Origin of the sequence: Faecalicatena orotica (assembly GCF_003149245.1) — a bacterium.
GTDB classification, from domain to species: Bacteria; Bacillota; Clostridia; order Lachnospirales; family Lachnospiraceae; genus Faecalicatena_A; species Faecalicatena_A orotica.
This window is the reverse complement of record NZ_QGDL01000007.1, coordinates 226,369-250,469: the sequence shown is the minus strand read 5'-3', so window position 1 is coordinate 250,469 and position 24,101 is coordinate 226,369. Positions and strand designations below refer to the sequence as shown.

General features: G+C 45.1%; 26 protein-coding genes and 1 pseudogene. 7 read left to right on the top strand and 20 right to left on the bottom strand.

Going from position 1 to position 24,101, the window contains the following annotated elements; genetic code table 11:
- Positions 1 to 10 precede the first annotated feature (10 nt).
- Positions 11 to 727 (bottom strand): hypothetical protein, encoded by a 717-nt coding sequence (locus A8806_RS12920; RefSeq protein ID WP_146203286.1) that lies wholly within the window; start codon positions 725 to 727, stop codon positions 11 to 13.
- Positions 728 to 736: 9 nt separating this feature from the next.
- Positions 737 to 1,591, bottom strand: coding sequence for a hypothetical protein (locus tag A8806_RS12915; RefSeq protein ID WP_109731612.1), 855 nt, complete (start codon positions 1,589 to 1,591; stop codon positions 737 to 739).
- A 153-nt stretch (positions 1,592 to 1,744) separates the two neighbouring features.
- Between A8806_RS12915 and A8806_RS12910 the strand changes: the two genes are divergently transcribed.
- Positions 1,745 to 2,089, top strand: coding sequence for a helix-turn-helix domain-containing protein (locus tag A8806_RS12910; RefSeq protein ID WP_109731611.1), 345 nt, complete (start codon positions 1,745 to 1,747; stop codon positions 2,087 to 2,089).
- A gap of 531 nt (positions 2,090 to 2,620) precedes the next feature.
- On the opposite strand, the gene A8806_RS12905 is transcribed toward A8806_RS12910, so the two are convergent.
- The 12 genes and pseudogenes from A8806_RS12905 to A8806_RS12850 form a co-directional block, all read right to left on the bottom strand.
- Entirely contained in the window at positions 2,621 to 2,860 is a 240-nt protein-coding gene (locus tag A8806_RS12905) for a hypothetical protein (RefSeq protein WP_109731610.1), read from the bottom strand.
- 15 nt (positions 2,861 to 2,875) lie between these two features.
- Positions 2,876 to 4,126 carry a reverse transcriptase domain-containing protein gene (locus A8806_RS12900; RefSeq protein WP_109731609.1) on the bottom strand — a complete coding sequence of 417 codons (1,251 nt, stop codon included), beginning with the start codon at positions 4,124 to 4,126 and terminating at the stop codon, positions 2,876 to 2,878.
- Between the two features lie 524 nt (positions 4,127 to 4,650).
- Positions 4,651 to 5,328, bottom strand: a pseudogene (locus tag A8806_RS12895) (carboxypeptidase-like regulatory domain-containing protein); the annotation flags it as partial.
- A gap of 86 nt (positions 5,329 to 5,414) precedes the next feature.
- A complete protein-coding gene (gene rseP / locus A8806_RS12890; protein ID WP_109731607.1) occupies positions 5,415 to 6,449 on the bottom strand; it encodes an RIP metalloprotease RseP in 1,035 nt (344 codons plus the stop codon).
- Between the two features lie 3 nt (positions 6,450 to 6,452).
- Entirely contained in the window at positions 6,453 to 7,595 is a 1,143-nt protein-coding gene (gene dxr / locus A8806_RS12885; RefSeq protein ID WP_109731606.1) for a 1-deoxy-D-xylulose-5-phosphate reductoisomerase, read from the bottom strand.
- A gap of 20 nt (positions 7,596 to 7,615) precedes the next feature.
- On the bottom strand, positions 7,616 to 8,425 hold the full coding sequence (locus tag A8806_RS12880) for a phosphatidate cytidylyltransferase (protein WP_109731605.1): 810 nt from the start codon (positions 8,423 to 8,425) through the stop codon (positions 7,616 to 7,618).
- Positions 8,418 to 9,134: an isoprenyl transferase gene (locus A8806_RS12875; RefSeq protein WP_109731604.1), complete on the bottom strand. Its 717-nt coding sequence runs from the start codon at positions 9,132 to 9,134 to the stop codon at positions 8,418 to 8,420. The genes A8806_RS12880 and A8806_RS12875 overlap by 8 nt, the downstream gene beginning before the upstream one ends.
- An 87-nt stretch (positions 9,135 to 9,221) precedes the next feature.
- Entirely contained in the window at positions 9,222 to 9,773 is a 552-nt protein-coding gene (frr, locus tag A8806_RS12870) for a ribosome recycling factor (protein ID WP_109731603.1), read from the bottom strand.
- Positions 9,774 to 9,787: 14 nt separating this feature from the next.
- The gene (gene pyrH, locus A8806_RS12865; protein WP_109731602.1) at positions 9,788 to 10,483 is read right to left on the bottom strand and encodes a UMP kinase; all 696 of its coding nucleotides are present in this window, start codon (positions 10,481 to 10,483) and stop codon (positions 9,788 to 9,790) included.
- Between the two features lie 69 nt (positions 10,484 to 10,552).
- On the bottom strand, positions 10,553 to 12,121 hold the full coding sequence (locus A8806_RS12860) for a ClC family H(+)/Cl(-) exchange transporter (protein ID WP_109731601.1): 1,569 nt from the start codon (positions 12,119 to 12,121) through the stop codon (positions 10,553 to 10,555).
- A 91-nt stretch (positions 12,122 to 12,212) separates the two neighbouring features.
- Positions 12,213 to 12,890: an LrgB family protein gene (locus A8806_RS12855; RefSeq protein WP_109731600.1), complete on the bottom strand. Its 678-nt coding sequence runs from the start codon at positions 12,888 to 12,890 to the stop codon at positions 12,213 to 12,215.
- Complete coding sequence (locus tag A8806_RS12850; protein WP_109731599.1) at positions 12,890 to 13,249, bottom strand: CidA/LrgA family protein; 360 nt, start codon at positions 13,247 to 13,249, stop codon at positions 12,890 to 12,892. Before A8806_RS12850 ends, A8806_RS12855 begins: the two co-directional genes overlap by 1 nt.
- A gap of 199 nt (positions 13,250 to 13,448) precedes the next feature.
- Between A8806_RS12850 and A8806_RS12845 the strand changes: the two genes are divergently transcribed.
- The 5 genes from A8806_RS12845 (at position 13,449) to aroE (ending at position 17,819) form a co-directional block, all read left to right on the top strand.
- A complete protein-coding gene (locus A8806_RS12845; RefSeq protein ID WP_109731598.1) occupies positions 13,449 to 14,357 on the top strand; it encodes an AraC family transcriptional regulator in 909 nt (302 codons plus the stop codon).
- Positions 14,358 to 14,448: 91 nt separating this feature from the next.
- Positions 14,449 to 14,688 (top strand): ribonuclease HII, encoded by a 240-nt coding sequence (locus tag A8806_RS12840; RefSeq protein WP_109731597.1) that lies wholly within the window; start codon positions 14,449 to 14,451, stop codon positions 14,686 to 14,688.
- A 140-nt stretch (positions 14,689 to 14,828) separates the two neighbouring features.
- Positions 14,829 to 15,842, top strand: a complete 1,014-nt coding sequence (gene aroF, locus A8806_RS12835; RefSeq protein ID WP_109731596.1) for a 3-deoxy-7-phosphoheptulonate synthase — start codon at positions 14,829 to 14,831, stop codon at positions 15,840 to 15,842.
- Positions 15,843 to 15,931: 89 nt separating this feature from the next.
- On the top strand, positions 15,932 to 16,987 hold the full coding sequence (aroB, locus tag A8806_RS12830) for a 3-dehydroquinate synthase (RefSeq protein ID WP_109731595.1): 1,056 nt from the start codon (positions 15,932 to 15,934) through the stop codon (positions 16,985 to 16,987).
- 1 nt (position 16,988) lies between these two features.
- Positions 16,989 to 17,819 carry a shikimate dehydrogenase gene (aroE, locus tag A8806_RS12825; protein ID WP_109731594.1) on the top strand — a complete coding sequence of 277 codons (831 nt, stop codon included), beginning with the start codon at positions 16,989 to 16,991 and terminating at the stop codon, positions 17,817 to 17,819.
- Positions 17,820 to 17,869: 50 nt separating this feature from the next.
- On the opposite strand, the gene A8806_RS12820 is transcribed toward aroE, so the two are convergent.
- Together A8806_RS12820 and A8806_RS12815 are read right to left on the bottom strand one after the other, a co-directional pair.
- The gene (locus A8806_RS12820) at positions 17,870 to 18,853 is read right to left on the bottom strand and encodes a D-isomer specific 2-hydroxyacid dehydrogenase family protein (protein ID WP_109731593.1); all 984 of its coding nucleotides are present in this window, start codon (positions 18,851 to 18,853) and stop codon (positions 17,870 to 17,872) included.
- Between the two features lie 38 nt (positions 18,854 to 18,891).
- Entirely contained in the window at positions 18,892 to 19,683 is a 792-nt protein-coding gene (locus A8806_RS12815; RefSeq protein ID WP_109731592.1) for a Cof-type HAD-IIB family hydrolase, read from the bottom strand.
- Positions 19,684 to 19,878: 195 nt separating this feature from the next.
- Here A8806_RS12815 and pdaA point away from each other — a divergent pair, with 195 nt between their 5' ends.
- Positions 19,879 to 20,763: a delta-lactam-biosynthetic de-N-acetylase gene (pdaA, locus tag A8806_RS12810; protein WP_330405337.1), complete on the top strand. Its 885-nt coding sequence runs from the start codon at positions 19,879 to 19,881 to the stop codon at positions 20,761 to 20,763.
- A gap of 119 nt (positions 20,764 to 20,882) precedes the next feature.
- On the opposite strand, the gene A8806_RS12805 is transcribed toward pdaA, so the two are convergent.
- The 4 genes from A8806_RS12805 to A8806_RS12790 all read right to left on the bottom strand — a co-directional run bounded on the left by A8806_RS12805 (position 20,883) and on the right by A8806_RS12790 (position 23,985).
- Complete coding sequence (locus tag A8806_RS12805) at positions 20,883 to 21,170, bottom strand: BMC domain-containing protein (RefSeq protein WP_109731591.1); 288 nt, start codon at positions 21,168 to 21,170, stop codon at positions 20,883 to 20,885.
- A gap of 16 nt (positions 21,171 to 21,186) precedes the next feature.
- Positions 21,187 to 21,486 carry a BMC domain-containing protein gene (locus A8806_RS12800; RefSeq protein WP_109731590.1) on the bottom strand — a complete coding sequence of 100 codons (300 nt, stop codon included), beginning with the start codon at positions 21,484 to 21,486 and terminating at the stop codon, positions 21,187 to 21,189.
- Between the two features lie 95 nt (positions 21,487 to 21,581).
- Positions 21,582 to 22,976 carry an MATE family efflux transporter gene (locus A8806_RS12795; protein ID WP_109731589.1) on the bottom strand — a complete coding sequence of 465 codons (1,395 nt, stop codon included), beginning with the start codon at positions 22,974 to 22,976 and terminating at the stop codon, positions 21,582 to 21,584.
- Positions 22,966 to 23,985 carry an XdhC family protein gene (locus A8806_RS12790; RefSeq protein WP_109731588.1) on the bottom strand — a complete coding sequence of 340 codons (1,020 nt, stop codon included), beginning with the start codon at positions 23,983 to 23,985 and terminating at the stop codon, positions 22,966 to 22,968. The genes A8806_RS12795 and A8806_RS12790 overlap by 11 nt, the downstream gene beginning before the upstream one ends.
- Positions 23,986 to 24,101: the final 116 nt, after the last annotated feature.

Here is a 24,101-nt window from a genome sequence, read left to right as displayed (position 1 = left end):
CCTATTTATTTCAAGCTTGCGACACTTCTATAAAAGACTTGAAAGCCCAATCCAGAGAATCACAATAGTTTTGATTTATGGGGACTTCTTTCAATTTGTTTCTTACAGCATATTGAAATTCTATATACTCTGGATATTCCCAATATTCAAATGGCTGTGTTTTCCCCGGACAGAACCAATCCATCTGATAACTATACGCCTTATCATGTTTTAACGGCGCATATTTCAGATTTAAGCCATGCTGAAATCTATTTTTATATCTGGTTGTAGCCGCTTCTAACAAATATTGCTCTACCGGAACATGAAAATATTTTCTAGCATTCTTAATATGTAGATAATCTGCTTCAAGATTAGAAGAAATAACAACTAAATTCATCAATGTTAGATTCAGCCATCTTTGCGCTATTCCATACGATTGTCCACCCACTCCACTATATATGTTAATGATTGCTTCACATATTTCATTATGTTTTCTGTCAAATAACTCTTGATTTTCATCCTCATTTACGATTTCTTCTATTAATCTTGGAATCATATTAGCCAGTAACTTCTCAACTTCAAACTCAAACGTTCGTCTGTCATCTACAGATATATTTTTCTCGAATGAAACCCTTCTGCAAAATTCCAGATAAGATTTTTTCGCAGCCCTTACTATGATCTCTGAACAGGTAGCATTTTCTTTTATGCCGTAATGAGAGTATAATAAATATTTATTTTCAACCATCATAATCCCCCTTTATTTTTCAACATGTTTTCTACAAATCTGTCTGGCAACGCATATACTACACTTGGGGTTAATTACTGTACATACTTCCCCATAACCTTTTGAGCAGTAAGACCATAGAATATAATCAACCTCTGCCACAGATTTTCCTAATTCATCTGCAATATCTTTGACTATATCAAAGGTTTGAAATAATGGAACTATTTCATGTTCTGAACAAGCTAGTACATTACTTCCTAAAATTCTTCGGATATGCCTGTCAGGTTTTGCCATGTCATAACCTACATTACGCAAATATTCAGCGTTTAAGGCTTCTCCCATTTCTACCATTTTATTCACACTGTCGGAATCGGAAAGTGTTTTTATCAATGTTTTGTATGAACTGTCTTTATCAATAAATCTTTGATAAAAACCGTCAATACTATCGTATTCTTTTTCTAACTGCATTAACTTCTCAATGTTTGTATGTATCAATCCGTTCATTTGCTTTTTTGTACTCTGACTTGCACAGTGAAGATGCTTTACTTTATCACTTAATTCTTCTGGAGAACATTCCAATAGTATCTGAGGATTATATTGATGAAAGATTTCATCTATTGTTTCTATTTTTCCGGTCAATATATCAATACTATTTTCAACCCGTTCCCATGCAATCCCTGAACTTAACATTGCATACACCATCCCTCGGATGTGGTCGCTAATGGAAAATCCCTCTTTTCTATCTCGCCTATCTTTTTGGTGTTTAATATACGTATTTTCCCACAATTTTTTCTCTTGAATCTGACCATCCTTTATTAATAGATTTGTTCGTAACTGAATATCCATTTGTTCGACTATTTTGCTAATATTCTCTATGTATGCTCTCATTGTGATTTCCTCTCTTTTGTATGATTTTTAAAAAGTAAGATATGTTAATTATATTCTATAACTCGTATAGTAGTTTGTCAACTCGTATAGTAGTTACTAGGGAAATTACAATACCTATCAATTAAAATGTGAGAGAGATAGGAGGTAAATGACATGAGTTTTGGCAATAACTTACGTACTTTGATTGAAGAACGGAATATGACGCAAAAAGAATTGGCTACATATTTAAACATAGCTCCGTCTACAATGGGAAGTTACGTTCAGAATACACGTGAACCAGATTTTTCTACTTTAAAACTATTAGCAGAGTATTTCGATGTTTCTATTGATTATCTGTTAGATCACTGTACGAAAAAAACTAATACACATCAAGAAAGTGAATTACTGCGGATTTTTCGTTCTTTAACAGAAGAACAGAAGTACATTTGTATTGAACAATGCAAAGTCTTTGTACGGATAAATCATCAGGAAAAAGAAATACAAAAAATATCATCATAGTAGATTTTCACAAACGAAATATATAGGTTGATAATTATACATTGTTTTATAGATAAACACCCATCAAAATCTAGAAATCCCTATAAAAACCTTGTATATATGCAGAGCCATTCTAAGACTGTTTTCATTTTGTTCAGCGTAAGTATTCTGAAACTGTCAGATTACCATGTAGAACAAAGGACATCTAACCTAGATGAAAAGAACATTACTTGTGTGGAGAATTACCAAGGTAATAGCATAACAGGGTTAAAAAGGAGATTACGCCTAAGAGAAAGGGATATCTACTATGAAACAATTACTAACTGAAATCAACACCTAATATTATTAGATATATATTAATACTCGCTAATACTATGTGTAAAGGTAGTGAACATATGGGAACAAAGAATGATAAGTCCTGAATTGGTAAAAAGAATACCGAAAGAAATGTGATTTGAGCCAGAAGGAACTTACGTATTCTTTACATCAAAAACACTACAAGAAACAGCCGTTGAAATCGTAATGCTTTCGATTTTAACGGCTGTTAAATCTCTATTTAGGGGAGCAAAGATCATATATTGCTTTAATAAGTTCATCATACCCTGAGACCAATGAATGTTCAAATATCCTTAGTGATGGAACTTCTTCAATTGCTAGTATCACTTCCATAAAATAGTTTTGTGCTTCTAAAATATCACCAAGTACTTCATCCTTGTATCTCCAGAATTCGATGGAATCCCTGAAATCTCTTTCTTCGACTCTTGCATTATTTTTTTTCATTATTTTTGACATTATTATGTCCCCCTTTTATTTTTTAAAAAGTTTTTTTATAAATTCTGCAATGCGGTTATCTCCTGTTGATTTGTTTACTTGAGAAACAAGTTCATATTTTACATCACGAAGAGATTGTGTAGTTACTATATCTGCATAATAATTTAACCACCCCCTTATGACCAATTTTAAGGAATTACATAACTTCCACAGTATTTCATCAGGTATCTTATCAAAATATACCTTTGATACAGCAGACAAAATACAGTCCACTTTACTCATTAGAGAAGTTACACTTTTCCTTGCTGGTACACAGACTACTACTTTATTTTCTCGGTATATCTCAAATCCGAGAAAAATGATTCCATTTTCCACATGGGAAACCATAGTTTTCTCCTGTGAGAGTTGTAAACCACGCTCCAACAAGAAATGCTCAATCACAGCGACAACCGATTGTACCAAAATTTTTTGGCTATCAGCAACGATGACAATATCATCAGCATATCGAATCATATATAGAGAACTGCCAAAGTGGTCATCAAGGCAAATTTCCAACCCATCAAGAACCATATTACAAATGACATTAGATATACTCCCACCTTGCGGGACTCCTTTTTCAGTCGGATGATATACCGAATGGCTCATATATCCACATTTCAGAAATTTAAGTAATATTTCTTTATCCATAGGGATATGTTTCATCACCCATTCATGGCTTATATTATCAAAACATGATTTAATATCTGTTTTCATAACCCATTTAAGATATGGAAAGTTCAATAGTATATCAATATATCTTACAACTGCATCTTTAGCAGAACGATTCAGACGAAAGCCATAGGAATCCATATCACCTGTAAACTCTGCGATTGGTTCCAATACAAACTTATATAAAGTCTGCATAGCTCTGTCCTTCATCGTAGGTATACTTAGAGGTCGCATATCTCCATTGGACTTCGGTATGAATATCCGTTTCAATGGCATAGCCTTATAACCCCTACGGGATAAATTGTATATTGCATCAAATTTCTCCTCAGGAGTAATCCATACAACATTATCAATTCCGGCAGTGTATCTGCCTCTATTAGAAGTAACTATTTTCACCGCTAAGGCTTTAGCATAAAACGAATGTATTATCATATTCTGCAACAATGCAACTTTATCAAAATCATCGTTCCCAAAAGCCACAGCAATACGCTTTTGCAGCTTTTTAACCTTTTGCTCTGCCATTTTGAAGTTAATATCTTCCCAACGACTAGCTTTGTCAGGAGTAGTATACATTTTCATGCTCTTTTTGCTTATCTCCTTTCAAAAGTTCTACTCAAACGTCTGCTGATTATACATTTCGTATCGGTGGTCCTCGTACATTTGAGATAATATTATGTGAATTACATCTGTAAATCAAACATGTCACCTCCCTGCTCGTGTTGCTTTCATTACTGTTAACGAGTCTGACTATTTGAAATATTGTCTGATAATTCAATGTTTTCACTATATTGCACAAAAAATAATCCGTTTTACAGCTTAAACGAACTGAAAAACGGATTTTATTGCCATGAAACGCATAAATATTTGTGAAAATTGCACAACGTGAAAATTGAAAGAAAATACCCTTTTAAGAGAAATTAGAGGGTATTCTTATTTATATTCGATAGAATATTTAGATTTACTTAATATCTTGATAATCAATTCATTGATAATCAGATTCCGGCAACTGTGCATGAGCATATAGGAAGCCAGACCATTAGATGTATTTATTTCTGGCTGTTTTACTACCTTACTATGACCCTGAATGACCTTATACGGAGTGACCACTCCGTGTATACGCGGTTCAATGTAAAGGACATAATAGCCAGCACGTTTGCCCGTATGGTGTCGGCAGGCCAGGTTGCGTAGATCTCACTGGATGCGACATTTTTAATATAGTCCTTATATTTTACATAATAGTTCTGTGCCGTGGTGTCTCTCGGAGATCCGTCGTGGACAACAATATATTCAGGCACAACGACCCTGCTCAGCACGATCTCCCCGGTCTCATTGATCGGCTTGATCTCCTCCTCCGCTATCTTCGGCGGATACTCTCCGTACAGGGTATGTGCGGGAATCACGAACACTTCCTCATTTTGCTGCTGTTCGCTCGGACGCAGCCTTACATTCTGTATTGCCTTCACTTCCGGCAGAAGCTCTGCGCCTGATATACTGACTGGTTCAAATCCCGGTGCGCTGACATCAAATGTGTATTCGGCATATGGCATCTCTTCAATAGATGGATTCAGACTGTATTCAAGAGGCGGCGTAGCCAGTTCCACTTCTTCTGTCTGACCCGATGCATCCGTGCTCAGCTGTTCTAGTGTACTGTCCGGCACTCCTGTATATGATATCGTGATACTAGCACCCGATACAGGAAAAGATGTAATGTCCGATGTCACATTGATCTGCAGCCGTCCTTTATCTACGGCGTTATTCTGCATTGCTTTTATAGAAGTCATAGATTTCCTCGCAAAAATCATTTCTATTATATATATGCAGAATCCCTTCCCATGATTACAAATTCAAACAATCCGGAGCCCTTTCATCAGAAAAGGTTCCGGATATCATTAAACATAACTACAACCATGAGTATCATCAGCAGTGCAAATCCCGCAAAATGTACCATACCCTCTTTCTCGGGGGGCACTCTTTTGCGCCGCACAGCTTCCACAAACAGGAACACAAGCCTTCCGCCGTCCAGTGCCGGGAGCGGGAGCAGGTTCATAACCCCTAAGTTGGCTGACAGCAGAATCGCGATGTTCAGAAGGTTCAGCACCACGGCCTGCCATCCTGCCGGGGCGGATTCTTTATAGATTCCATCCACCACGTTGACGATCCCCACAGGGCCCGACATCTGCTTAATGCCCACCTGACCCGTCACAAGCAGCTTCAGACAGTCAAACGTATAGTCCACCCAGTAGCGCAGCGTATACGCCCCGTACTGCACGGATTTCAGGAAACCGGCTTTGGTATACTCTCCGGTCCCCCGGATTCCGAGCCTCTTATTAGCATCACCCTCCAGCTGCCTTGGTTCCACTGTGACAGTATGTTCCTGACCGTCTCTTTCGTAAGTTACAGTAACTGAATCGCTGTCTCCATTCATCAGATTAAACAGGGTCACTTCCTTCCAGAGGTGGATGCTCTTACCGTTCATCTCAGTAATGACGTCCCCTTCCTTCATTCCCTGTTCCATCGCCGAATACCCTTCATCCACCCCTGACAGTACAGGTGCATCATATCCGATCCATGCGACCATGATGATGGAAAATACCAGAGCCATGATGAAGTTGAATACAGGGCCTGCCGCGATAACAGAGATTCTGGCCCAGACAGACTTCGTATTAAAGCTGCCTTCCGACTGGTCATCCACATCATCTTCACCCATCATGCACGCCCCGCCAAACGGCAGAAGCTTCAATGAAAACTTTGTCCCCCCGATTTCCCTTCCTATGATTGTAGGACCTAGTCCCAGTGAAAATTCGTCCACGCGTATTCCATTTAACTTTGCCAGGGTAAAATGCCCCAGCTCATGGAATATAATAATCGCACTGAACAAAAGTATTGCTAAGATTATACCCATAAACTACCACCTGTTTTTAATAAATTCATATGTTTCCTGTTCTGTATTTAGTATCTCTTCCACGGACGGATTCTCAATTATTTTATGATGTTCCATACAAGTCCCGATAATTTCAGGAATCTGCAGGTAGCGGATCTTCCTGTCCAGAAACATAGCCACGGCTTTTTCATTAGCGGCATTGAGCACAGTTGGAAGTGAACCTCCCCGTCTGCCCGCTTCAAATGCCAGCTTCAGTCCATAAAACGTATCCATATCCGGCTTTTCAAACGTAATCTGCGAGAGACTTGAAAAATCCAGCCTGTCACCCGGCAGGTATCTCCTCTCGGGATAATAAAGTGCATATTGTATCGGAAGCTTCATATCCGGCGTTCCCAGTTCGGCTATGATTGCCCCGTCCTCGTATTCCACCATCGAATGGATGATACTCTGCGGCTGAACTACCACTTCCACCTGGTCGGCAGACACATCAAAGAGCCACTTCGCCTCAATCACTTCCAGCCCTTTGTTGACCATTGTAGATGAGTCAATCGTAATCTTCCGTCCCATCTCCCAGTTCGGGTGCTTCAGTGCATCCTCAACCTGAATGTTTTCAAGTTCTTCCCTTGTCTTCCCCCGGAATGAACCTCCCGATGCCGTCAGCAGGATCTTGTGCAGCGCCTTCCTCTGTCCGCCCTGCAGGGACTGGAAGATGGCACTGTGTTCGCTGTCCACGGGCAGTATGGCCGAACCATACTCCTTTGCAAGCGGCATAATAATATGACCGGCCGTAACCAGTGTTTCCTTATTCGCCAGCGCGATATCTTTTTTTGCCTTGATTGCCTCAATGGTCGGCAGAATCCCGATCATCCCCACGATCGCCGTCACAAGAATCTCCGCATCCGGCTGCACTGCAGTTTCAAGAAGTCCGTCCATACCGGATAAGACCTTCACGTCCAGATCGCGGACTTTCTCTTTCAGCTCCAGAGCCTTCTCCTCGGACCATACCGCCGCAAGCTTCGGGGAAAATTCCCGGATCTGCTGTTCCAGAAGTGCAATGTTGCTTCCCGCAGCCAGCGCAGTCACCTCGATATCCCCGTTCTCCCTTACAACCTCCAGTGTCTGGGTCCCGATGGAACCTGTGGAGCCAAGTATTGCTATCTTTTTCATCTCAAAACCTCTCTTGTCTTCTACAGCAGCACTGCCAGATAGTAAATGATCGGCGCCGTAAATATTACGCTGTCAAATCTGTCCAGAATACCGCCGTGTCCCGGTATCAGTTTTCCGTAATCTTTAATATCGTGGAACCTCTTGACCGCGGATGCCGCCAGATCCCCAACCTGTGAGATCGCGCCGCCGGCCGCCCCGATGATGGCATATCTTACAATACCGGCTCCGGCATTCCCCCACTTATTGATAGCCAGCGCATAGAGCACTCCCAAAAGAGCCGCCCCCGCGATACCGCCGATACCGCCCTCAATGGATTTCTTCGGGCTTAACTTCGGAGCCATCTTATGTTTCCCAATGAGCATCCCCACGCAGTATGCACAGGTATCACAGCCCCAGGAGCAGATGAATACCAGCCATACGGTAAAGACGCCTCCCGGAAGTATCCTTGTCTGGTAAATATAGGACAGCATCACTGCCACGTAGAACAACCCAAAAAATGCGGCCAGTATCTGTTCTGTCCGGTACTTCGGATAAGAAAATACAAGGACTCCCATCATGCAGATTAAAAACGCCATGAACAGCAGCAAAAACCAGTCTGTCGTCTCCGGCAGGACGGGCTTCAGAAAAATGAGCGCATAGTATGCCGCCGCAAACAGATAACCACAGATTCCCGGTGCTTTTGTATGGATATCAAAAACCTTGTACAGTTCTGACATTCCGATCAGACTGATGATGAACAATGTCGCAAAAAGGATGCTGCCGCCGGAAATAACTGTAAAAAGAGCAATGATCACCAGAAGTATCCCACTCAATAACCGTGTCTTAAACATCCCGTTCCTCCTTTATCCCTCCGTAACGTCTGTCTCTGCTATTATACTGCCCGATAGCTTTGACCAATTCCTCTTTTGTGAAATCCGGCCACAGAACATCTGTAAAATAAAATTCCGAGTAGGCCAGCTGCCAGAGAAGGAAGTTTGAAAGCCTGAGTTCCCCGCTCGTCCTGATCAGCAGGTCCGGGTCCGGAATCCCGTGGGTATCCAGATACGTCTCATAAAACGTCTCATCGATGCCCGCCGGATCCACCTTTCCATCGGCACAGTCCTGTGCCAGATTCCTGACTGCGCGTATCATCTCATCACGGCTTCCATAATTAATCGCAATTGTAAAATTCAGTCCGCCGTTATCTTTACTCGCTTCTTCCAGTTCCTTTATTCTTCCCTTAATGTCATCATCCAATGCAGTAACATCCCCGATTACACGGATTTTCATGTCATTCTTCTCTGCAGTCTTCAGACAGGTCTTCATATAATTGCGGAGCAGTTTCATAAGAGCATCCACTTCACTTTTCGGACGGTTCCAGTTCTCTGTCGAAAAAGCATAGACAGTCAGATATTTAATCCCCATCCGCCATGCCTCCTCACAGATGCGCTCTACATTCTTGCTGCCCTGTGCATGACCGTAATTTCTCGGCATCCCCTTGGACTTTGCCCACCGGCCGTTGCCGTCCAGTATGATTGCCACATGCTGCGGTACATTCATTGATATATCCTCCTAAAACTGTATGTTTTTTCAAAGAGCAAAAGAGGGGCTGCATATTACAAGCCCCTCTTATTCTCTGACTACTCTCTAAACAGTAAGTACTTCTTTGGATTTTGCATCGATTGCCTTGTCAACCTTTTCGATAAACTTATCAGTCATCTTCTGAAGGGAATCTTCCATATCCTTGATCGCGTCTTCGGAAACCTCGCTGCCTTTGAGCTTCTTAAAGGCTTCATTACCGTCGCGGCGGATGTTGCGGACTGCAACCTTGGCTGCCTCCCCTTTTTTCTTAACATCTTTTACAAGTTCTTTTCTGCGTTCCTCAGTCAGTTCCGGGAATACCAGTCTGATCGTGGAACCGTCGTTCGTCGGGTTGATCCCGATATCAGACATATTGATTGCTTTCTCGATCGCCTTTAACAGGCTCTTTTCCCACGGCTGAATCTGGATCAGGCGCGCCTCGGGTACAGAAATATTGGCTACCTGCTGGATCGGTGTCGGTGATCCGTAATAGTCAACTACCAGCTTGTCAAGTACGTGCGGATTGGCGCGTCCGGCCCGGATCGTAACCAGTTCGCTCTCCAGACTTGCCAGTGTCTTAGTCATCTTCTCTTCGTATACGTTTAATCTTTCATCCATGTCTTATATCCTCCTTATACTGTCACTTTTGTCCCTGTAAATGTCCCACTCATCGTCTCAGCAATACTGTTCTCTTCATTCAGCCCGAATACCAGCATCGGCATCTTGTTCTCCATACAGAGAATAGATGCGGTCAGATCCACTGCCGCAAGTTTCTGGTCAATGACTTCCTGAATGGAGATCTCATCATACTTCTTAGCTTCCGGGTTTACCTTTGGATCACTGTCATAGATTCCGTCGATCGCCTTAGCAAGAAGCATGGCATCTGCCTCTATCTCGATTGCGCGGAGCACGGCGCCTGTATCTGTTGAAAAATACGGGTGTCCCGTCCCTCCTGCAAAAAAGATAACCTTTCCCTCTTCCATCGCAGCCACCGCTGCGTCCTTGGAAAACAGAGATGTAAATGCACCACATACAAATGGTGTGAAAACCTCTGTCTTCATTCCCACATGCCTGAATATATCTGATACATAAATACAGTTCATAACCGTGGCAAGCATCCCGATCTGGTCCGCCTTCGTGCGGTCTATTGTCTCACTCGTGCGCCCTCTCCAGAAGTTGCCCCCGCCGGTCACAACCGCTACCTGAATTCCTTCATCGGCAAGCTGTTTTACCTGCTTCGCAACATCAATGCAGGTAGCCTCATCAAAGCCTGTCTTCTTATCTCCTGCAAGTGCTTCTCCACTCAGCTTTAACAATACTCTTTTCATATGTCCTAGCTCCTTCAAATTCTGTAGTTAGTCTGCAGCTGTTCATAATTCTGGACAGTTACAGTTATTCTAAAATGAAGTATAACATAACTTTTCCATTTTGTCATGCACATATCCGGCATCTCTTTCATCTGTCATCGTTGTCAGCGTATCCCCCGCCATCAGCTTCGTCCTGCCCTTCGGTATCAGCTCTTTTCCGCCCCGCTCAAGCGCAACAAGAAGGCAGTTATCCGGCCATGTAATGTCCTGTACCATTTTTTCTTCCAGTACGGAACCATTCATGATGACAAAATTGCTCAATACCTTCTGGCTGGACCCTTTGATGCCTGCCTGATTCTTTTTATGGCTCTTCAAAATCCTGTCGAGCAGGCTCTCGTAGATCGGCTCCGACTTCAGCAGTGTCGCGATAATATATGCGGTAACCGACACAATCGCAAGTGAAAGCATCTGGCTGACCGAACCGGACATCTCAAACAGGAGAATAATCCCCGTGATCGGGGCACGCACGATGGCCGTAAAATATCCTGCCATCGCGAGCAGTACAAAATTATTGATGTATACCGGGTCCAGACCGAAAAACTGTACCCCTGTCATGGCAAAAATACCGCCGATCATAGCCCCAAGAATAAGCAGTGGGAAGAAAATACCGCCCGGTGCGCCGGAACCGAAACTGACCGCCGAAAAAATGAATTTTACAATAAAAGTCAGGACAACCAGTCCCAGAACCATCTCCCCATTCGTGAGTGAAACGATCAGTTCGTGCCCGCTGCCTAAAACAGACGGCATGAGAAGCCCCAGCACCCCTGCCGCGGCAAACGCGATCATCAGCCGGGTTGTTTCATTCAGGAATTTCGGCTTTTTATACAGGTCCTGCGCCTTTAACATGGCCCAGTTATAAAATGCCCCCATGACTCCCAGTATGGCTCCCAGAAGGATCAGCATCCAGTAATAACTCTGCGGCAGCACATAGTCAAGCCTAAACTGGAACACCGGGTCCAGACCAATGATATAGGATGAGATATAATCTGCTGTCACAGACGCCGTCATGACGGAGATCAGGATGGACATCGAGAACCCTTTATGGATCTCCTCCAGTGCAAACATCATCCCGGCGAGCGGCGCGTGGAAAGCCGCTGCCAGTCCTGCACTGGCGCCGCATGTCATCAGGTATTTTTCCTCCGTCTTCCCCCGGTCAAGCAGTCTGGAGATTCCCTGCCCGGTCATCGCCCCAAGCTGGATAGACGGGCCTTCCCGTCCCAGGGACAGTCCGCCGAACAGACATAAAAAACCACCGATAAACTTTGCCGGAAGCACTTTTTTCCAGTTCTGGGCCAGTTTCCCTGTTACTTCCCCCTCAACCTGGGGAATTCCACTACCCGAGATCATCGGTTCCCATTTTACAAGCCGTCCCACAATGAATGCCATCAGCATGAGTACCGCAAACCAAGCCGCAATACGCAGCGGGTTCCCTCTCACATAGGAAAGAATCTTTTCCAGCCAGATTCCTGCATAAGTCAGTGCAACGCGATACAACAGCACGATCAGGCCGCCGACCGCGCCTACCAGAAGCCCCTCACTAATCAGAATCACAGGAAAACGCTGCGCCCTCTTAATCGTATGTGAAGTATCCTTCTTCAAAATATTTTCCCCCTAATCTTTTCCTAGAAACCTGCTTTTACAATACCTGTACCCGATGATGTCCGGGGAAAGGATTTTCCCCGCGGCATCGTCAGATGAACATGGAGAGCAGAACCGTCACGATCCCGCAGATGCCGATTGCAAGACCACTCATTGCACCCTCTATTTCCCCGATCTCGATCGCTTTCGACGTTCCTACGGCATGGCTGCACGACCCGATTGCCAGGCCGGCCGCCACCGGGTCGGACACACGGAACAGTCGAATAAGCATGGGGGCCATAATGCTCCCCAGAATGCCTGTAAAAATAACTGCAACGACCGTAATCGGAATAACGCCTCCGTGGGCCTGCGCCACGCCAACCGCAATCGGTGTCGTGACAGACTTCGGAAGCATGGACATCGTAAGGCTCTCATCCAGACGAAACAGTCTGCACATTACATATACGCTTCCCATAGACGCAAGAGAACCTGCTATACATCCTACTATAATAGGAAGCCAGTATTTTTTCAAGACAGAAAGCTTCGTATAGATAGAAACAGCGAGGCATGCCGTGGCCGGTGCGAGGAACATGTTGATGATCTCTCCGCCTTTATTGTAGGATTCATAAGGAATTCTCAATACGAGCAGTACTCCAATGGTAAGAACGATCGCAATAATCAGTGGATTGCAGACAGCTGATTTTGTTTTCTGCTGCAGCTTCACCCCAATCCCGAAGGTAATGACACTGAGCGCCACGCCAAAATAGGGGGACGTATATAAAGCTTCCATCACTTCTTCCTCCTGTTCATAAGTTTTATTGTAAATGTGACGCTGAATGCTGTCACCGCAAATGTGATTACTGTTGAAACAACACAGATAATAATCAGTTTGACCGCACTGTTTTTAAGCAGGTCAAAATAGTTCATAATGCTCACTCCTGCAGGCACAAAGAAAAACGCCATATTCCCCAGCAGGAAATCTGATTTTTCCTGAATGTGACTGATCTTCAGCACCCCTGTCATCAGGCACAGGAACAGGAATATCATGCCAATCACACTGGCGGGAAAATCAAACGGCAGGAAATGTGCTATGACCTGACTCAGCCAGCAGACTGTAAAAATAATACCGATTTGCTTAATAATTTTCATTCCTCAGACTCTCTTTCGTTTTATATTTAAGTATGATGCCGGCGGATCGTAAATATAGTACATGACTGTGTTCACGAACAGTACTTAAAATACACCTGTAGAAAGGAATTGTCAACTTTCGCTTGCTTTTCGTATGATGATTGATTATTCTTTCTATAATAACTTATTTTTCTGATTTATTTATCGTGGAGGGATGGCTATGAAAATTATTCGGGGGATCGAATTAAAACCGGGAAGCCAGGAAGAGGTTCTCCCTGATTTTTCAGAAGATTTTCCTTATATTGCATCACGTGTTGAACTGGACCGCTACATCGGCGGTTCTGCTCCGTGGCACTGGCATAAGGAAGTCGAACTTTTTTATGTAGAACAGGGAACTGTGGAATATAACAGCCCCGGCGGAAAGACGCTTTTCCCTGCCGGCTCAGGAGGTTTCGTCAACTCCAACGTCCTGCACATGACCCGTGTCGGAAGCAAGTCAAATGTAACTGCCCTGCTGCATTTATTCGATCCGGTTCTGATCAGCGGATCAAAGGGCAGCCGCATTGACCAGAAATACGTCCTGCCGCTGACCTCCGCCTCCCAGATGGAAATCTTTCGTCTGTCACCAGAGGTCCCGGCACACAGCCACCTGCTTGAAATGCTGAAGGGATCTTTTTCGCTGGACGAGAAGAGCTATGATTATGAGCTGCATCTTCGCACCATTCTTTCAGAAATGTGGTGTAAGCTGCTTGATACGGCCCGCCCGCTGATAGACTCTGGTATAAGGAGCATGCATTCGGACAGAGTGAATGATAAGATTAAGGCCATGCTGATTTTTATTCACGAACATTATGCTGATAAAATCACCGTCGCAAAAATTGCCGGAGCTGCTTTTATCAGTGAGCGCGAGTGCTTCCGGCTTTTCAGAAACTGCCTGAACACTTCCCCCGCAGAATATATTCTGGAATACCGTATGCAGAGGGCCTGCTATATGCTGGCCGGAACGGACGAACCGGTTACCCTGATCTGTCAGCTTTGCGGGCTGGGAAGCAGCAGTTATTTCGGAAAGGTCTTTCGTGAACGCATGGGCTGCACGCCGATGGAGTACCGCAGGAAAATGGCGGAATAATGATATGATTGTACAGTAATTTGATATCTTCCTGTTTTTTTATGCACTATAATGATATTGCAGTAAAAGATATGGATAGGAGGATATGAATATGATCATTATGAATATTATTAATATGAAATCATTTTTAGAAACTGTAAACGCATGTACCGGATCCGTCTATATGGTCTCGCAGGATGGCAAAAAGACTGATATCAATAAGAAATACGGCATCCAGAAGCTCCTGCTGTCAGAGCATGAGAAAAACAAGAGATACACAACAATCTGCCTCGATATCCCGGTTCCAAGGGATTACATAGATGTTGTAAACTATTACTCCGGTGACTGCTGAAGAGACCGGTAAATATTTCTACTTTATTTCCCCAAACTTATTGACATTCTGCGAAGGATGTTTTATGATACATATGTTTTCACACTTTAAACAGTTAAAATTTTACAGTGCGAAGTCATTGTAATTGGGAGGAAATAAATATGATCATCGTTTTAAAACCACACACATCGGAAGATAACGTTAACCGTGTAGAAAGCCTGATTAAGAAGCGCGGACTGGACACACACATCGTCAGAGGCGCGGAGATGACGATTATCGGCTGTATTGGGGATACAACCGCAATCGACGCGAAGCTGTTTGAAGTCGATGCATCCGTCGACAAGGTTATGCACGTGCAGGAACCTTACAAACTTGCCAACCGCGCTTTTCACCCGGAGGATTCCATCATTGATGTATCCGGCGTCAAAGTGGGCGGCGACCACCTTGCCCTGATTGCGGGCCCCTGCTCTGTAGAATCCCATGATCAGGTTCTGGAGATCGCAAAAGCGGCAAAAGCATCCGGTGCCAATCTGTTAAGGGGCGGTGCCTTCAAACCAAGGACCAGCCCGTATTCTTTCCAGGGACTGGGAATGGAAGGTCTTGATATCCTCTGTGCAGTAAGAGAAGAAGTCGGTCTTCCTATTGTAACAGAGTTGATGTCTCCTGACTATCTGGATGTGTTCAACGAGAAGGTTGACCTGATCCAGATCGGTGCCAGAAACATGCAGAACTTTGACCTGCTCAAACAGCTCGGGCAGCTCGACCGCCCAATCCTTCTGAAACGTGGTTTAAATGCAACCTATGAAGAATGGATTATGTCCGCTGAATATATCATGGCATCCGGTAACGAGAACGTCATCCTCTGTGAACGCGGAATCCGTACCTTCGAGACTTATACAAGGAATACTCTGGACTTACAGTGCATCCCTGTCCTGAAAAAGAAGACCCATCTTCCGGTCATCATAGATCCAAGTCATGCCGGCGGAAAGTGGTGGCTCGTAGAACCAATGGCAAAGGCTTCTGTGGCAGCCGGGGCCGACGGACTCATGGTCGAAGTACATAACGACCCGGAGAGTGCACTTTGCGATGGGGCCCAGTCATTAAAGCCCTCAAATTATGACCAATTGCTGAAACAAATCAAACAAATTGCTTCCGTGGTCGGAAAAATCGTTTAAATAACTTGCAGGGAGCCATTGGGGTCAGACCCTTCTGCAAAGGGGTCTGACCCCTTTGAACACCGTTTTGTATAAAAAGGAGAATATTCGTGGAATTAAAAGTTAATTTAGATAAAAACAGCTATCCTATTTATATTGAATCTGGAATTCTTGAGAAAGCGGAACAATATATCACACAGGTCTTCCGTGGAAAGCGGATCATGATTATTTCGGATGACCATGTCTTTCCCCTGTATGGACAGAAACTGATTCAGGCACTGCCGTCTTTTGCGTGCAGCCATCTTGTTCTTCCTCATGGTGAAACGACAAAAAGTTTTAAGACGCTTCCCCTGATATATACGGCTATGCTGGAGAACCAGATTACGCGAAGTGACCTTGTGATTGCACTGGGCGGCGGCGTTATAGGCGATCTGGCAGGTTTTGCGGCATCCAGCTTCCTGAGGGGTGTAAAACTGGTACAGATTCCGACCTCCCTCCTTGCACAGGTTGATTCCTCTGTCGGGGGGAAAGTGGCCGTTGACCTTCCTCAGGGCAAGAACCTGGTCGGTGCTTTTTATCATCCAAAACTTGTCCTGATTGATCCGGATGTTCTGGATACTCTGCCGGAACGTTATATTACTGACGGCATGGGCGAAGTGATCAAATACGGATGCATCCGGGATGCCGCATTATTTGAGACATTAAACAGCCGCCACTCTTTCGAAGACTTGAAGGACCAGCTCTCTTCCATCATTTACCGCTGCGTGGACATCAAACGTGCCGTGGTGGAAAATGACCAGTTCGACACCGGGGAGCGGATGCTTCTGAATTTTGGACACACACTGGCGCATACCATAGAACAATATTACCACTATGAACGCGAAAGCCACGGGGAAGCTGTTGCTATAGGAATGTACCAGATCACCAGATTATCTGAGAAAGCCGGACTTTCCGTGCCAGGTGAGGCCGAAAGGATACGAAGTGTACTGAACACATATGGGCTCCCCTTCCAGTGCGGGCTGCCTGTGTCTGACCTGACAGATGCCATAAAACTGGATAAAAAAAATCTGGATAATCATCTGAATGTGGTTCTCCTCCATAGCATTGGTGACAGCTATGTTTACCCGACTAACCTTGATTTTTTCAAAACAGCAGGAATGATTTGATATGAATACAGAAAATGAAAACATACTCCGTCTCGGGGTTCTGGGTGAAAAATTAGGGCACAGCCTTTCCCCCGAGATTCATTATGACTTACTGAAACAACAGAATATCCGGGGAATCTACAAGAAATATGAGATGGATGAAAATGAAGTCCTTCATATATTGGACGTCATGAAAGAGGAAAACATCATCGGAATGAACGTAACCATGCCCTACAAAGAAGTGGCTTACCACCTTGTGGACATACTCGATCCACATGCCAGAAAAATCGGGGCCGTAAACACCATTTTTATGAAAGACGGCCTTTTCTACGGATATAACACAGACTACATCGGCGTAGTCAGCATGTTTAAAAAGGCCGGGGTCAGCCTGTCCGGGAAAGATATTGTCATCCTCGGGTCCGGCGGCGCCGCAAAAGCCCTGATTTACGGTTTCCACATGGAGGGGGCCTCCAACATCACTGTCGCCGCTCGCAACCATGAGGCAACACAATATCTGGAAGACCTGTTCCCTTATATACACACCTGTCATCTGGATCAGGTTCCTGCGGGGGACATTCTCATCAATACCACCCCTGTCGGCATGTATCCGAATGCCGGTGAGAGCCCGGTAGATGCTTCCGTTATCAGACAATTCAAGGCTGCTGCTGATATTGTGTATAATCCTCTGATAACAGAATTTTTGAGAATCGCAAAAGACGAAGGCCTGCAGATCGTTACCGGACTGATGATGCTAGTCGATCAGGCGATTGGATCAGAAGAAATCTGGTTTAATAAAAAGCTGGATTACAATATGGGAAATCATATTCACGACGAATTAGCAAAACAATTCTGACAATGGCGCGCAAAGGGGTCAGACCCCTTTGCGCGCCATTGTCAGAATTTTCAAACGATCTCCCAGGGATTTTTAACCCCCTTCTCATTCATACAACAGCTCTCTATCGAATGCTTCACCATATCGCTCACCGCCTGGTCCGTATAAAAAGCCATGTGCGGGGTTACGATCACATTCGGGAATCCCCTGAGTATATACAGGTCCCGCTTGCTCAGGATATCTGACTTTCTGTCATAATAATACATACCGAACTCATCCTCGATCACGTCCATAGCCGCTGCCCCGATTTTCTCAGATTCCAGCGCGTCAATCAGGTCCTTTGTATCGACCAGCCCGCCTCTGGCAGTGTTAATCAGCACGGCGCCGTCCTTCATCTTATTAATTGCCTCTGCATCAATCATATGGAAATTATCATCATTCAACGGCATGTGAAGGGTAATCATGTCACATGTCCTATAAAGGGTCTCCAGATCTACATATTCTGCATATTTTGCAGCACTCTCATTTTGATGATGATCATAGGCGTATATCTTACACCCAAAGCCGCTCAGGTCGCGGATCACTGCCTGTCCGATCCTTCCTGTACCGATCACACCGACCGACAGGTTGTGCATTTCCACGCCCTGTATCCCGGGAAGGGAAAAGTCGTTGATCTCCTCTCTCTGCATGATTCGTTTCATCTTGCGGACCGCCATCAGCATCAGCATAACCGTATAATCAGCAACACACTCAGGCGAATACGACACGTTGCTTACCTTCATGCCATACTTCTTTGCCGCCCCAAGATCGATATGGTCATATCCAATCGTCCTTGTGGAAATCATCCTGACGCCCAATTCGTGGAACTTCGCCATCAGTTCCTCATCGATCTTTGTCGTTATGATACTGATATATTCATATCCTGCCGCAAGGTGCGCATTCTCCATACATGGATCATCATGGCAGATGCCAAGCTCCACCTCATATTCTTTTGAAAATTTCTGAAAAAACACTGCTTCATCAAATTCCCTGTAATTATACACAAAAATCTTCATCTCTTATCCCTCCCTGGAGTGTGTTTGATTCTAGTATTCTACATCAATCCATAGTGCCTGACCGCCCGGGCAATCCCGTCTTCTTCCACTTTTGCCGTCACATATTCTGTATAGGGGTCCAGTTCTTCTGCATGGTTCCCCATCGCAACTGTATGCACTGCATATTCAAACATAGATATATCATTCGTGCTGTCACCGAACACATACGCCTGCTCCCGCTCCATTCTGAATTTATTCATTATAAACTCACATGCCGTTGCCTTAGAATATCCTTTTTGAATACACTCATAAGTATTTTCGCCCCGGTCAATTGGTTCAATGTCCTTCTCGATAAACTTGAAAAATGCCTCCTTATCACTCTTTTTATCCGCGTAGACAAACAGCTTGTCGTAGATAAAATTTCCTGTTTCCAGATACGTTTCCATCCCCAGCCCTTCACTTCGAAAGTATCTTTTTGAACTTTCGAGCCTGTCAAACCGGGAAATCCGTTCCGGCAGGTAAACATCGTCCACTGCCTCTATAATCCCTTCAATTTTACATTCCATCATCTTCCGGATGATTTCGCGCCCTCTTTGTTCCGGAATCGAACTTGCAAACAGAATCTCATCCTGATACGTCAGATATGTTCCGCACCCGCATAAAAATCCATCAAACGGAAACTGTTTTATTTGCGCCGGAATACTGCATAGTGTTCGTCCTGTATTAATAAAAAGCAGATGCCCCGCCTTCTTTGCCGCAAGCATGGCATCCAGAGCGCTCTGTGGTATTTCCTTCGTAATCTCACTTAATATCGTACCGTCAATATCAAAAAATAACGCTGCCTTCTTCATAAATATCTCCTGTCATCCTATTTTCTTTCATTTTTTAATCTCACTCTACCACTTTAACACTATTTCCGTAAAAAATCCATTTCTATACCGCACAAAAAATTCCCGATTCCTCCCATTACTTTACATATTTGCCTCAACCGAAAATATTTCTGTGATTCCGACATATACTGTAGAGAATAAGATTCTGGTGATAAAATGAAAATCAATCTGAAAAATCTGGAAAAGAAAACGCTTTTAAAGAAAGGCGCGAAAACACTGCTGCTGTTTGCAGCCGCTTTCCTCGCCGGAACTGCCGCCGGTAAGGTGCAGGACCACTTCTCTCCCGATGCCGCCGAAACAATCACCTCGGCCGATACCATTCCTGAAGGCAGCGCCGCCTCTGCAGAGATTGCTACCTCCGCGGACGGAAACTGGGGACTGAGCTTCCAGCAGGAGGGACAGCCGCCGGTCGCCAACGCAACCTCTGAGGAATTGAAAAAATACGATGCATACTATACTGGAAATGCAGATGAAAAAGTCATCTACCTTACCTTCGATGCAGGCTTTGAAAACGGAAATATGCCCGCAATCCTGGATGCACTGAAAAAACACAACGTCTCCGCCACATTTTTCGTCGTCGGCACATTCATTTCAACAAACCCCGACCTCGTAAAACGGATGACGGCAGAAGGCCACACCGTAGGAAACCATACATACCATCACCCCGATATGTCGCAGATCTCGACCAAAGAAGCCTTCCAGAAGGAGCTTGGAGATGTAGAAGCCGCATACAAAGAGGCCACCGGAGAAGAAATGACGAAATTCTATCGTCCGCCGCAAGGCAAATACAGCGAATCAAACCTGCAGATGGCAAAAGACCTGGGATACAAAACATTCTTCTGGAGCCTCGCCTATGTCGACTGGTACGAAAACGACCAGCCCACCAAAGAAGAAGCCTTCGAAAAACTCCTCGGCAGAATCCACCCCGGCGCAATCGTCCTGCTGCACAGCACCTCCAAAACAAACGGGGAAATATTAGATGAACTGCTGACCAAGTGGGAAGAAATGGGGTATACCTTCAAAACACTGCAGGAACTGTAAAGGGGTCAGACCCTTTTGCGGTCCGTTTTCAGAATAGTCACAAAAAAGCAGCGGCCGGACTCTTGAAAGTCTCTAACCGCTGCTTTTTATTGATTCTGTTGTTCATACTGTATGTACAATTATTTTTTCTTTCTGTTTTTGAATCCCTCTACGATGTTCACCATCTCTTCTGACGGATTAGAGATGACTGCTGAGTTGAATACTTTACACGGCGGAGCCACTGTTACGCTCTCCACTGCGGCGCTCACTGCCGATACGCTGCCGCTGATAAAGATCAGGGCATGTCCCCCGCACTTTGTATCCTGTGTCTCGTATGATACATCTGCTGCTTTCAGCATCTGGTCCGTCACCAGCACAGCATTAGCTTCTCCCAGAACTTCTACCAGTCCATATGCTCCATATGCCATAACTAATACCTCTTCCTTACTTATTAATCGTCATTGTGATTGCTGGTTCTGCCTCTGCCAGTGGTGCTGCGATCACTGTATGCGAAACAATCTTTGAAATCGGTTCTGCCACTCTAAGTGCTGCTTCCATTGCCGCTTTTACATTAGAAACATTCCCACGCAGCTTTACGCATGCGCCCGCTCCCAGACGGTTCCTCTCCACTGCCTGGATCTTCACATCCGCAGCCTTGGCTGCCGCATCTAATGCTACAAAACATGCACACTCGCTGTCCAGCTCAAATACACCTATCGCCATACCTTCATACTGTCCGGCCATAATTTCCTCCTGACTGCAGAACAGCTCTTCCCATTACTGTTTTTCTTCTTACTGCCCTGCTAATATTTTTATTATATATAACTGTTCAAACGATTTCAACTAAAAACGGATGATTTCGACGCTTTTTCTGATTTCTGATTTTGATCTTCTAATTTGGATGCTTTCTTCATCTTGTAAAAATAGTAAGGCACCAGTGGGATCAGCGCTGCAAGCCATGCCGCCGGGTCAGAGAGGCAGACTCCAAAGTAACTCGTCCTCCCCGCGAGCACGGCCACAACCGCAGCACGGGCCGCAAGTTCGAATACACCTCCCAGCATGGGCACAAGTCCGTATCCCATGCCCTGGAGCGCATTCCGGTACACGAAAATGCTTCCCAGAAACGGATAACACCAGAACACTGCCATAAAATATGTAACCGCCGCATCGATCACTCCCGTTTCAGACGGCGATACGAACATCAGCACCAGATATCTGCCGAAAAAGAAAATAACTGCCATCAGAACTGCACTGCTGACCAGTATCATGATCTGTGTATACAAAATACCTTTCTTCACCCTGTCCAGCTTTCCTGCACCCCAGTTCTGCCCTACAAAGGTCGCCGCCGTAGCTCCAAACGCAACATAAACACTGACAACCAGATTCTGTATCTTTGCTCCCGCCGCAAAACCGGCTATATAAACTGCACCGTAAATATTAACAGCGCCCTGGACAATGATCGTACCGATGGCGGTAATGGAAAACTGGAGCCCCATCGGAATCCCAAGCGCCAGCAGCTTTTTAATGCTGTCCCATGATATCCGGAAATCCTCCCGTTTTAAATGCAGGATATGAAACTTCTTCCTGATATACAAAAAACATAACAATGCCGATATTCCCTGTGCGATCACGGTTGCATACCCGCATCCGACAACCCCCATATGGAACCATGCAATGAAAACAATATCCAGAAATATGTTGATCATGGCAGAGATAATCAAAAAATACAGGGGCGATTTGGAATCCCCCAGCGCCCTCATCACGGCTGCAAGGGAATTATAGGCCGCCGTCACGATCAGTCCTGTATAAATCACTGCCATGTAACCGCTCACATCCGGCATCAGCTCCCCCGGCGTATTCATCAGCCGCAGGATTGGTTTATTCGCCGCCAGAAGACCCACGGTCATAAGGACCGTAATCCCGGCCGTCAGATAGACAGACATCGCCGTAAAATGCCGCATCCGGTCATATTTGCGGGCACCGAACCACTGAGCCACCAGAATCGCAAATCCGCTGCTAATCCCGCTGATCCATCCCGTAACCATAAACATCAAAGAGCCGGTACTTCCGATCGCTGCAAGCGCATTCACCCCGAGGAACTGTCCCGCAATGATAGAATCCGCAATATTGTAAAACTGCTGGAATACATTTCCTAAAAACATGGGGACCATAAACCCGATCATCAGCCTGACCGGGCTCCCACTTGTCATATCACCTGATTTTTTAGCGCTCATCTTTCTGAGCCCGCCTCTCTATCAGCTGCCCCGCGATGCTCACCGCGATCTCGGCCGGAGTTTCAGCGCCGATGGAAAGGCCGATGGGCGTCGTAATTCTGTCGAGATCAGCATCCGTGAAACCCATGCCCCTCAACTTTTCAAACACGCCTGCCTTCTTATGCCTGCTGCCAATCACCCCGATATAATACGCCTGCGTATGGAGGACCTGCGCCTGTACTTCCAGATCATCCTTGTGCCCCCGCGTCATAATACAGACATAATCCGATGCCCCGATATCCACATAGTCCGCGATATGGCTGTTCTCAATCAAAAGCACTTCCTCCGCTCCCGGAAATAACTCCGGGCGGCTGAATTCTTTCCGGTCCTCCAGAACAACGCAGCGAAAATCCACAGACTTCAGCACCGGGACAAGCGCCTGAGAGACATGGCCCCCACCGAATATATAAACCCTTCCCGATTTCATCATTTTTTCACAGTAAAAAATCCTGCCCCCGGCCTCAAATTGTTTCGCCTTCTCCCCGAGACTTTCGATGACAGCATCGGGCACCGGCTGTCCAACCAGTCCTCCTGTCTGCGCATAAACTGACATGGAACCCTGTGCCCCCGCCGAAAGTTCATTGATGATCCAGAATTCTTCCCCTGTCTGGTACAGTGCTTCTATATGCTGCATAAGCGCAGTATTCTGCGGTTCAGCGGCAGAAAGAAACTGAAAATACACATCTACATCACCGCCGCAGATCATGCCAAGGTCCTGAACTTCATTTTTCTTCAGGCTGTAGTGCTCTGTACGTGAATCCTTTTCGGCAAGAACCTCCAGCGCCGCTTCCTCACTGTAATACTCCACAGCCCCTCCGCCGATCGTGCCGCCGATCCTGCCTGCAGATGTGACCAGCATACGTGCACCTGTGCCGCGCGGTGTGGAGCCGGAACTTGCAATAATCGTCACAAGCACCGCATCCTGCCCCTGCCGCAGAGTTTCTTCTAATAATTGAAATAGTTTTTTCATGCTGTCAATCCTTTTCTTAAAATTTATAACCTTCACTATTATAACCGATTCCCCGGTAAATTGCACCCACAGAATTATTGTGCACACTCAGCGTGCACGGCACGGGGTGAACAGTA

Bases quoted from the DNA above. Each gene is read 5' to 3' on its own strand.
- A8806_RS12905 (WP_109731610.1), bottom strand. From the start codon at position 2,860: ATGTCAAAAATAATGAAAAAAAATAATGCAAGAGTCGAAGAAAGAGAT.
- A8806_RS12915 (WP_109731612.1), bottom strand. From the start codon at position 1,591: ATGAGAGCATACATAGAGAATATTAGCAAAATAGTCGAACAAATGGAT.
- A8806_RS12845 (WP_109731598.1), top strand. From the start codon at position 13,449: ATGAAAATTATTCGGGGGATCGAATTAAAACCGGGAAGCCAGGAAGAG.
- dxr (WP_109731606.1), bottom strand. From the start codon at position 7,595: ATGAAAAAGATAGCAATACTTGGCTCCACAGGTTCCATCGGGACCCAG.
- A8806_RS12795 (WP_109731589.1), bottom strand. From the start codon at position 22,976: ATGAGCGCTAAAAAATCAGGTGATATGACAAGTGGGAGCCCGGTCAGG.
- A8806_RS12850 (WP_109731599.1), bottom strand. From the start codon at position 13,249: ATGAAAATTATTAAGCAAATCGGTATTATTTTTACAGTCTGCTGGCTG.
- pyrH (WP_109731602.1), bottom strand. From the start codon at position 10,483: ATGAAAAGAGTATTGTTAAAGCTGAGTGGAGAAGCACTTGCAGGAGAT.
- aroF (WP_109731596.1), top strand. From the start codon at position 14,829: ATGATCATCGTTTTAAAACCACACACATCGGAAGATAACGTTAACCGT.
- pdaA (WP_330405337.1), top strand. From the start codon at position 19,879: ATGAAAATCAATCTGAAAAATCTGGAAAAGAAAACGCTTTTAAAGAAA.
- A8806_RS12820 (WP_109731593.1), bottom strand. From the start codon at position 18,853: ATGAAGATTTTTGTGTATAATTACAGGGAATTTGATGAAGCAGTGTTT.
- A8806_RS12880 (WP_109731605.1), bottom strand. From the start codon at position 8,425: ATGTTTAAGACACGGTTATTGAGTGGGATACTTCTGGTGATCATTGCT.
- frr (WP_109731603.1), bottom strand. From the start codon at position 9,773: ATGGATGAAAGATTAAACGTATACGAAGAGAAGATGACTAAGACACTG.
- A8806_RS12840 (WP_109731597.1), top strand. From the start codon at position 14,449: ATGATCATTATGAATATTATTAATATGAAATCATTTTTAGAAACTGTA.
- A8806_RS12910 (WP_109731611.1), top strand. From the start codon at position 1,745: ATGAGTTTTGGCAATAACTTACGTACTTTGATTGAAGAACGGAATATG.
- A8806_RS12815 (WP_109731592.1), bottom strand. From the start codon at position 19,683: ATGAAGAAGGCAGCGTTATTTTTTGATATTGACGGTACGATATTAAGT.
- A8806_RS12920 (WP_146203286.1), bottom strand. From the start codon at position 727: ATGATGGTTGAAAATAAATATTTATTATACTCTCATTACGGCATAAAA.
- A8806_RS12900 (WP_109731609.1), bottom strand. From the start codon at position 4,126: ATGAAAATGTATACTACTCCTGACAAAGCTAGTCGTTGGGAAGATATT.
- A8806_RS12800 (WP_109731590.1), bottom strand. From the start codon at position 21,486: ATGGCCGGACAGTATGAAGGTATGGCGATAGGTGTATTTGAGCTGGAC.
- rseP (WP_109731607.1), bottom strand. From the start codon at position 6,449: ATGGGTATAATCTTAGCAATACTTTTGTTCAGTGCGATTATTATATTC.
- A8806_RS12855 (WP_109731600.1), bottom strand. From the start codon at position 12,890: ATGGAAGCTTTATATACGTCCCCCTATTTTGGCGTGGCGCTCAGTGTC.
- A8806_RS12805 (WP_109731591.1), bottom strand. From the start codon at position 21,170: ATGGCATATGGAGCATATGGACTGGTAGAAGTTCTGGGAGAAGCTAAT.
- A8806_RS12790 (WP_109731588.1), bottom strand. From the start codon at position 23,985: ATGAAAAAACTATTTCAATTATTAGAAGAAACTCTGCGGCAGGGGCAG.
- aroE (WP_109731594.1), top strand. From the start codon at position 16,989: ATGAATACAGAAAATGAAAACATACTCCGTCTCGGGGTTCTGGGTGAA.
- A8806_RS12875 (WP_109731604.1), bottom strand. From the start codon at position 9,134: ATGAATGTACCGCAGCATGTGGCAATCATACTGGACGGCAACGGCCGG.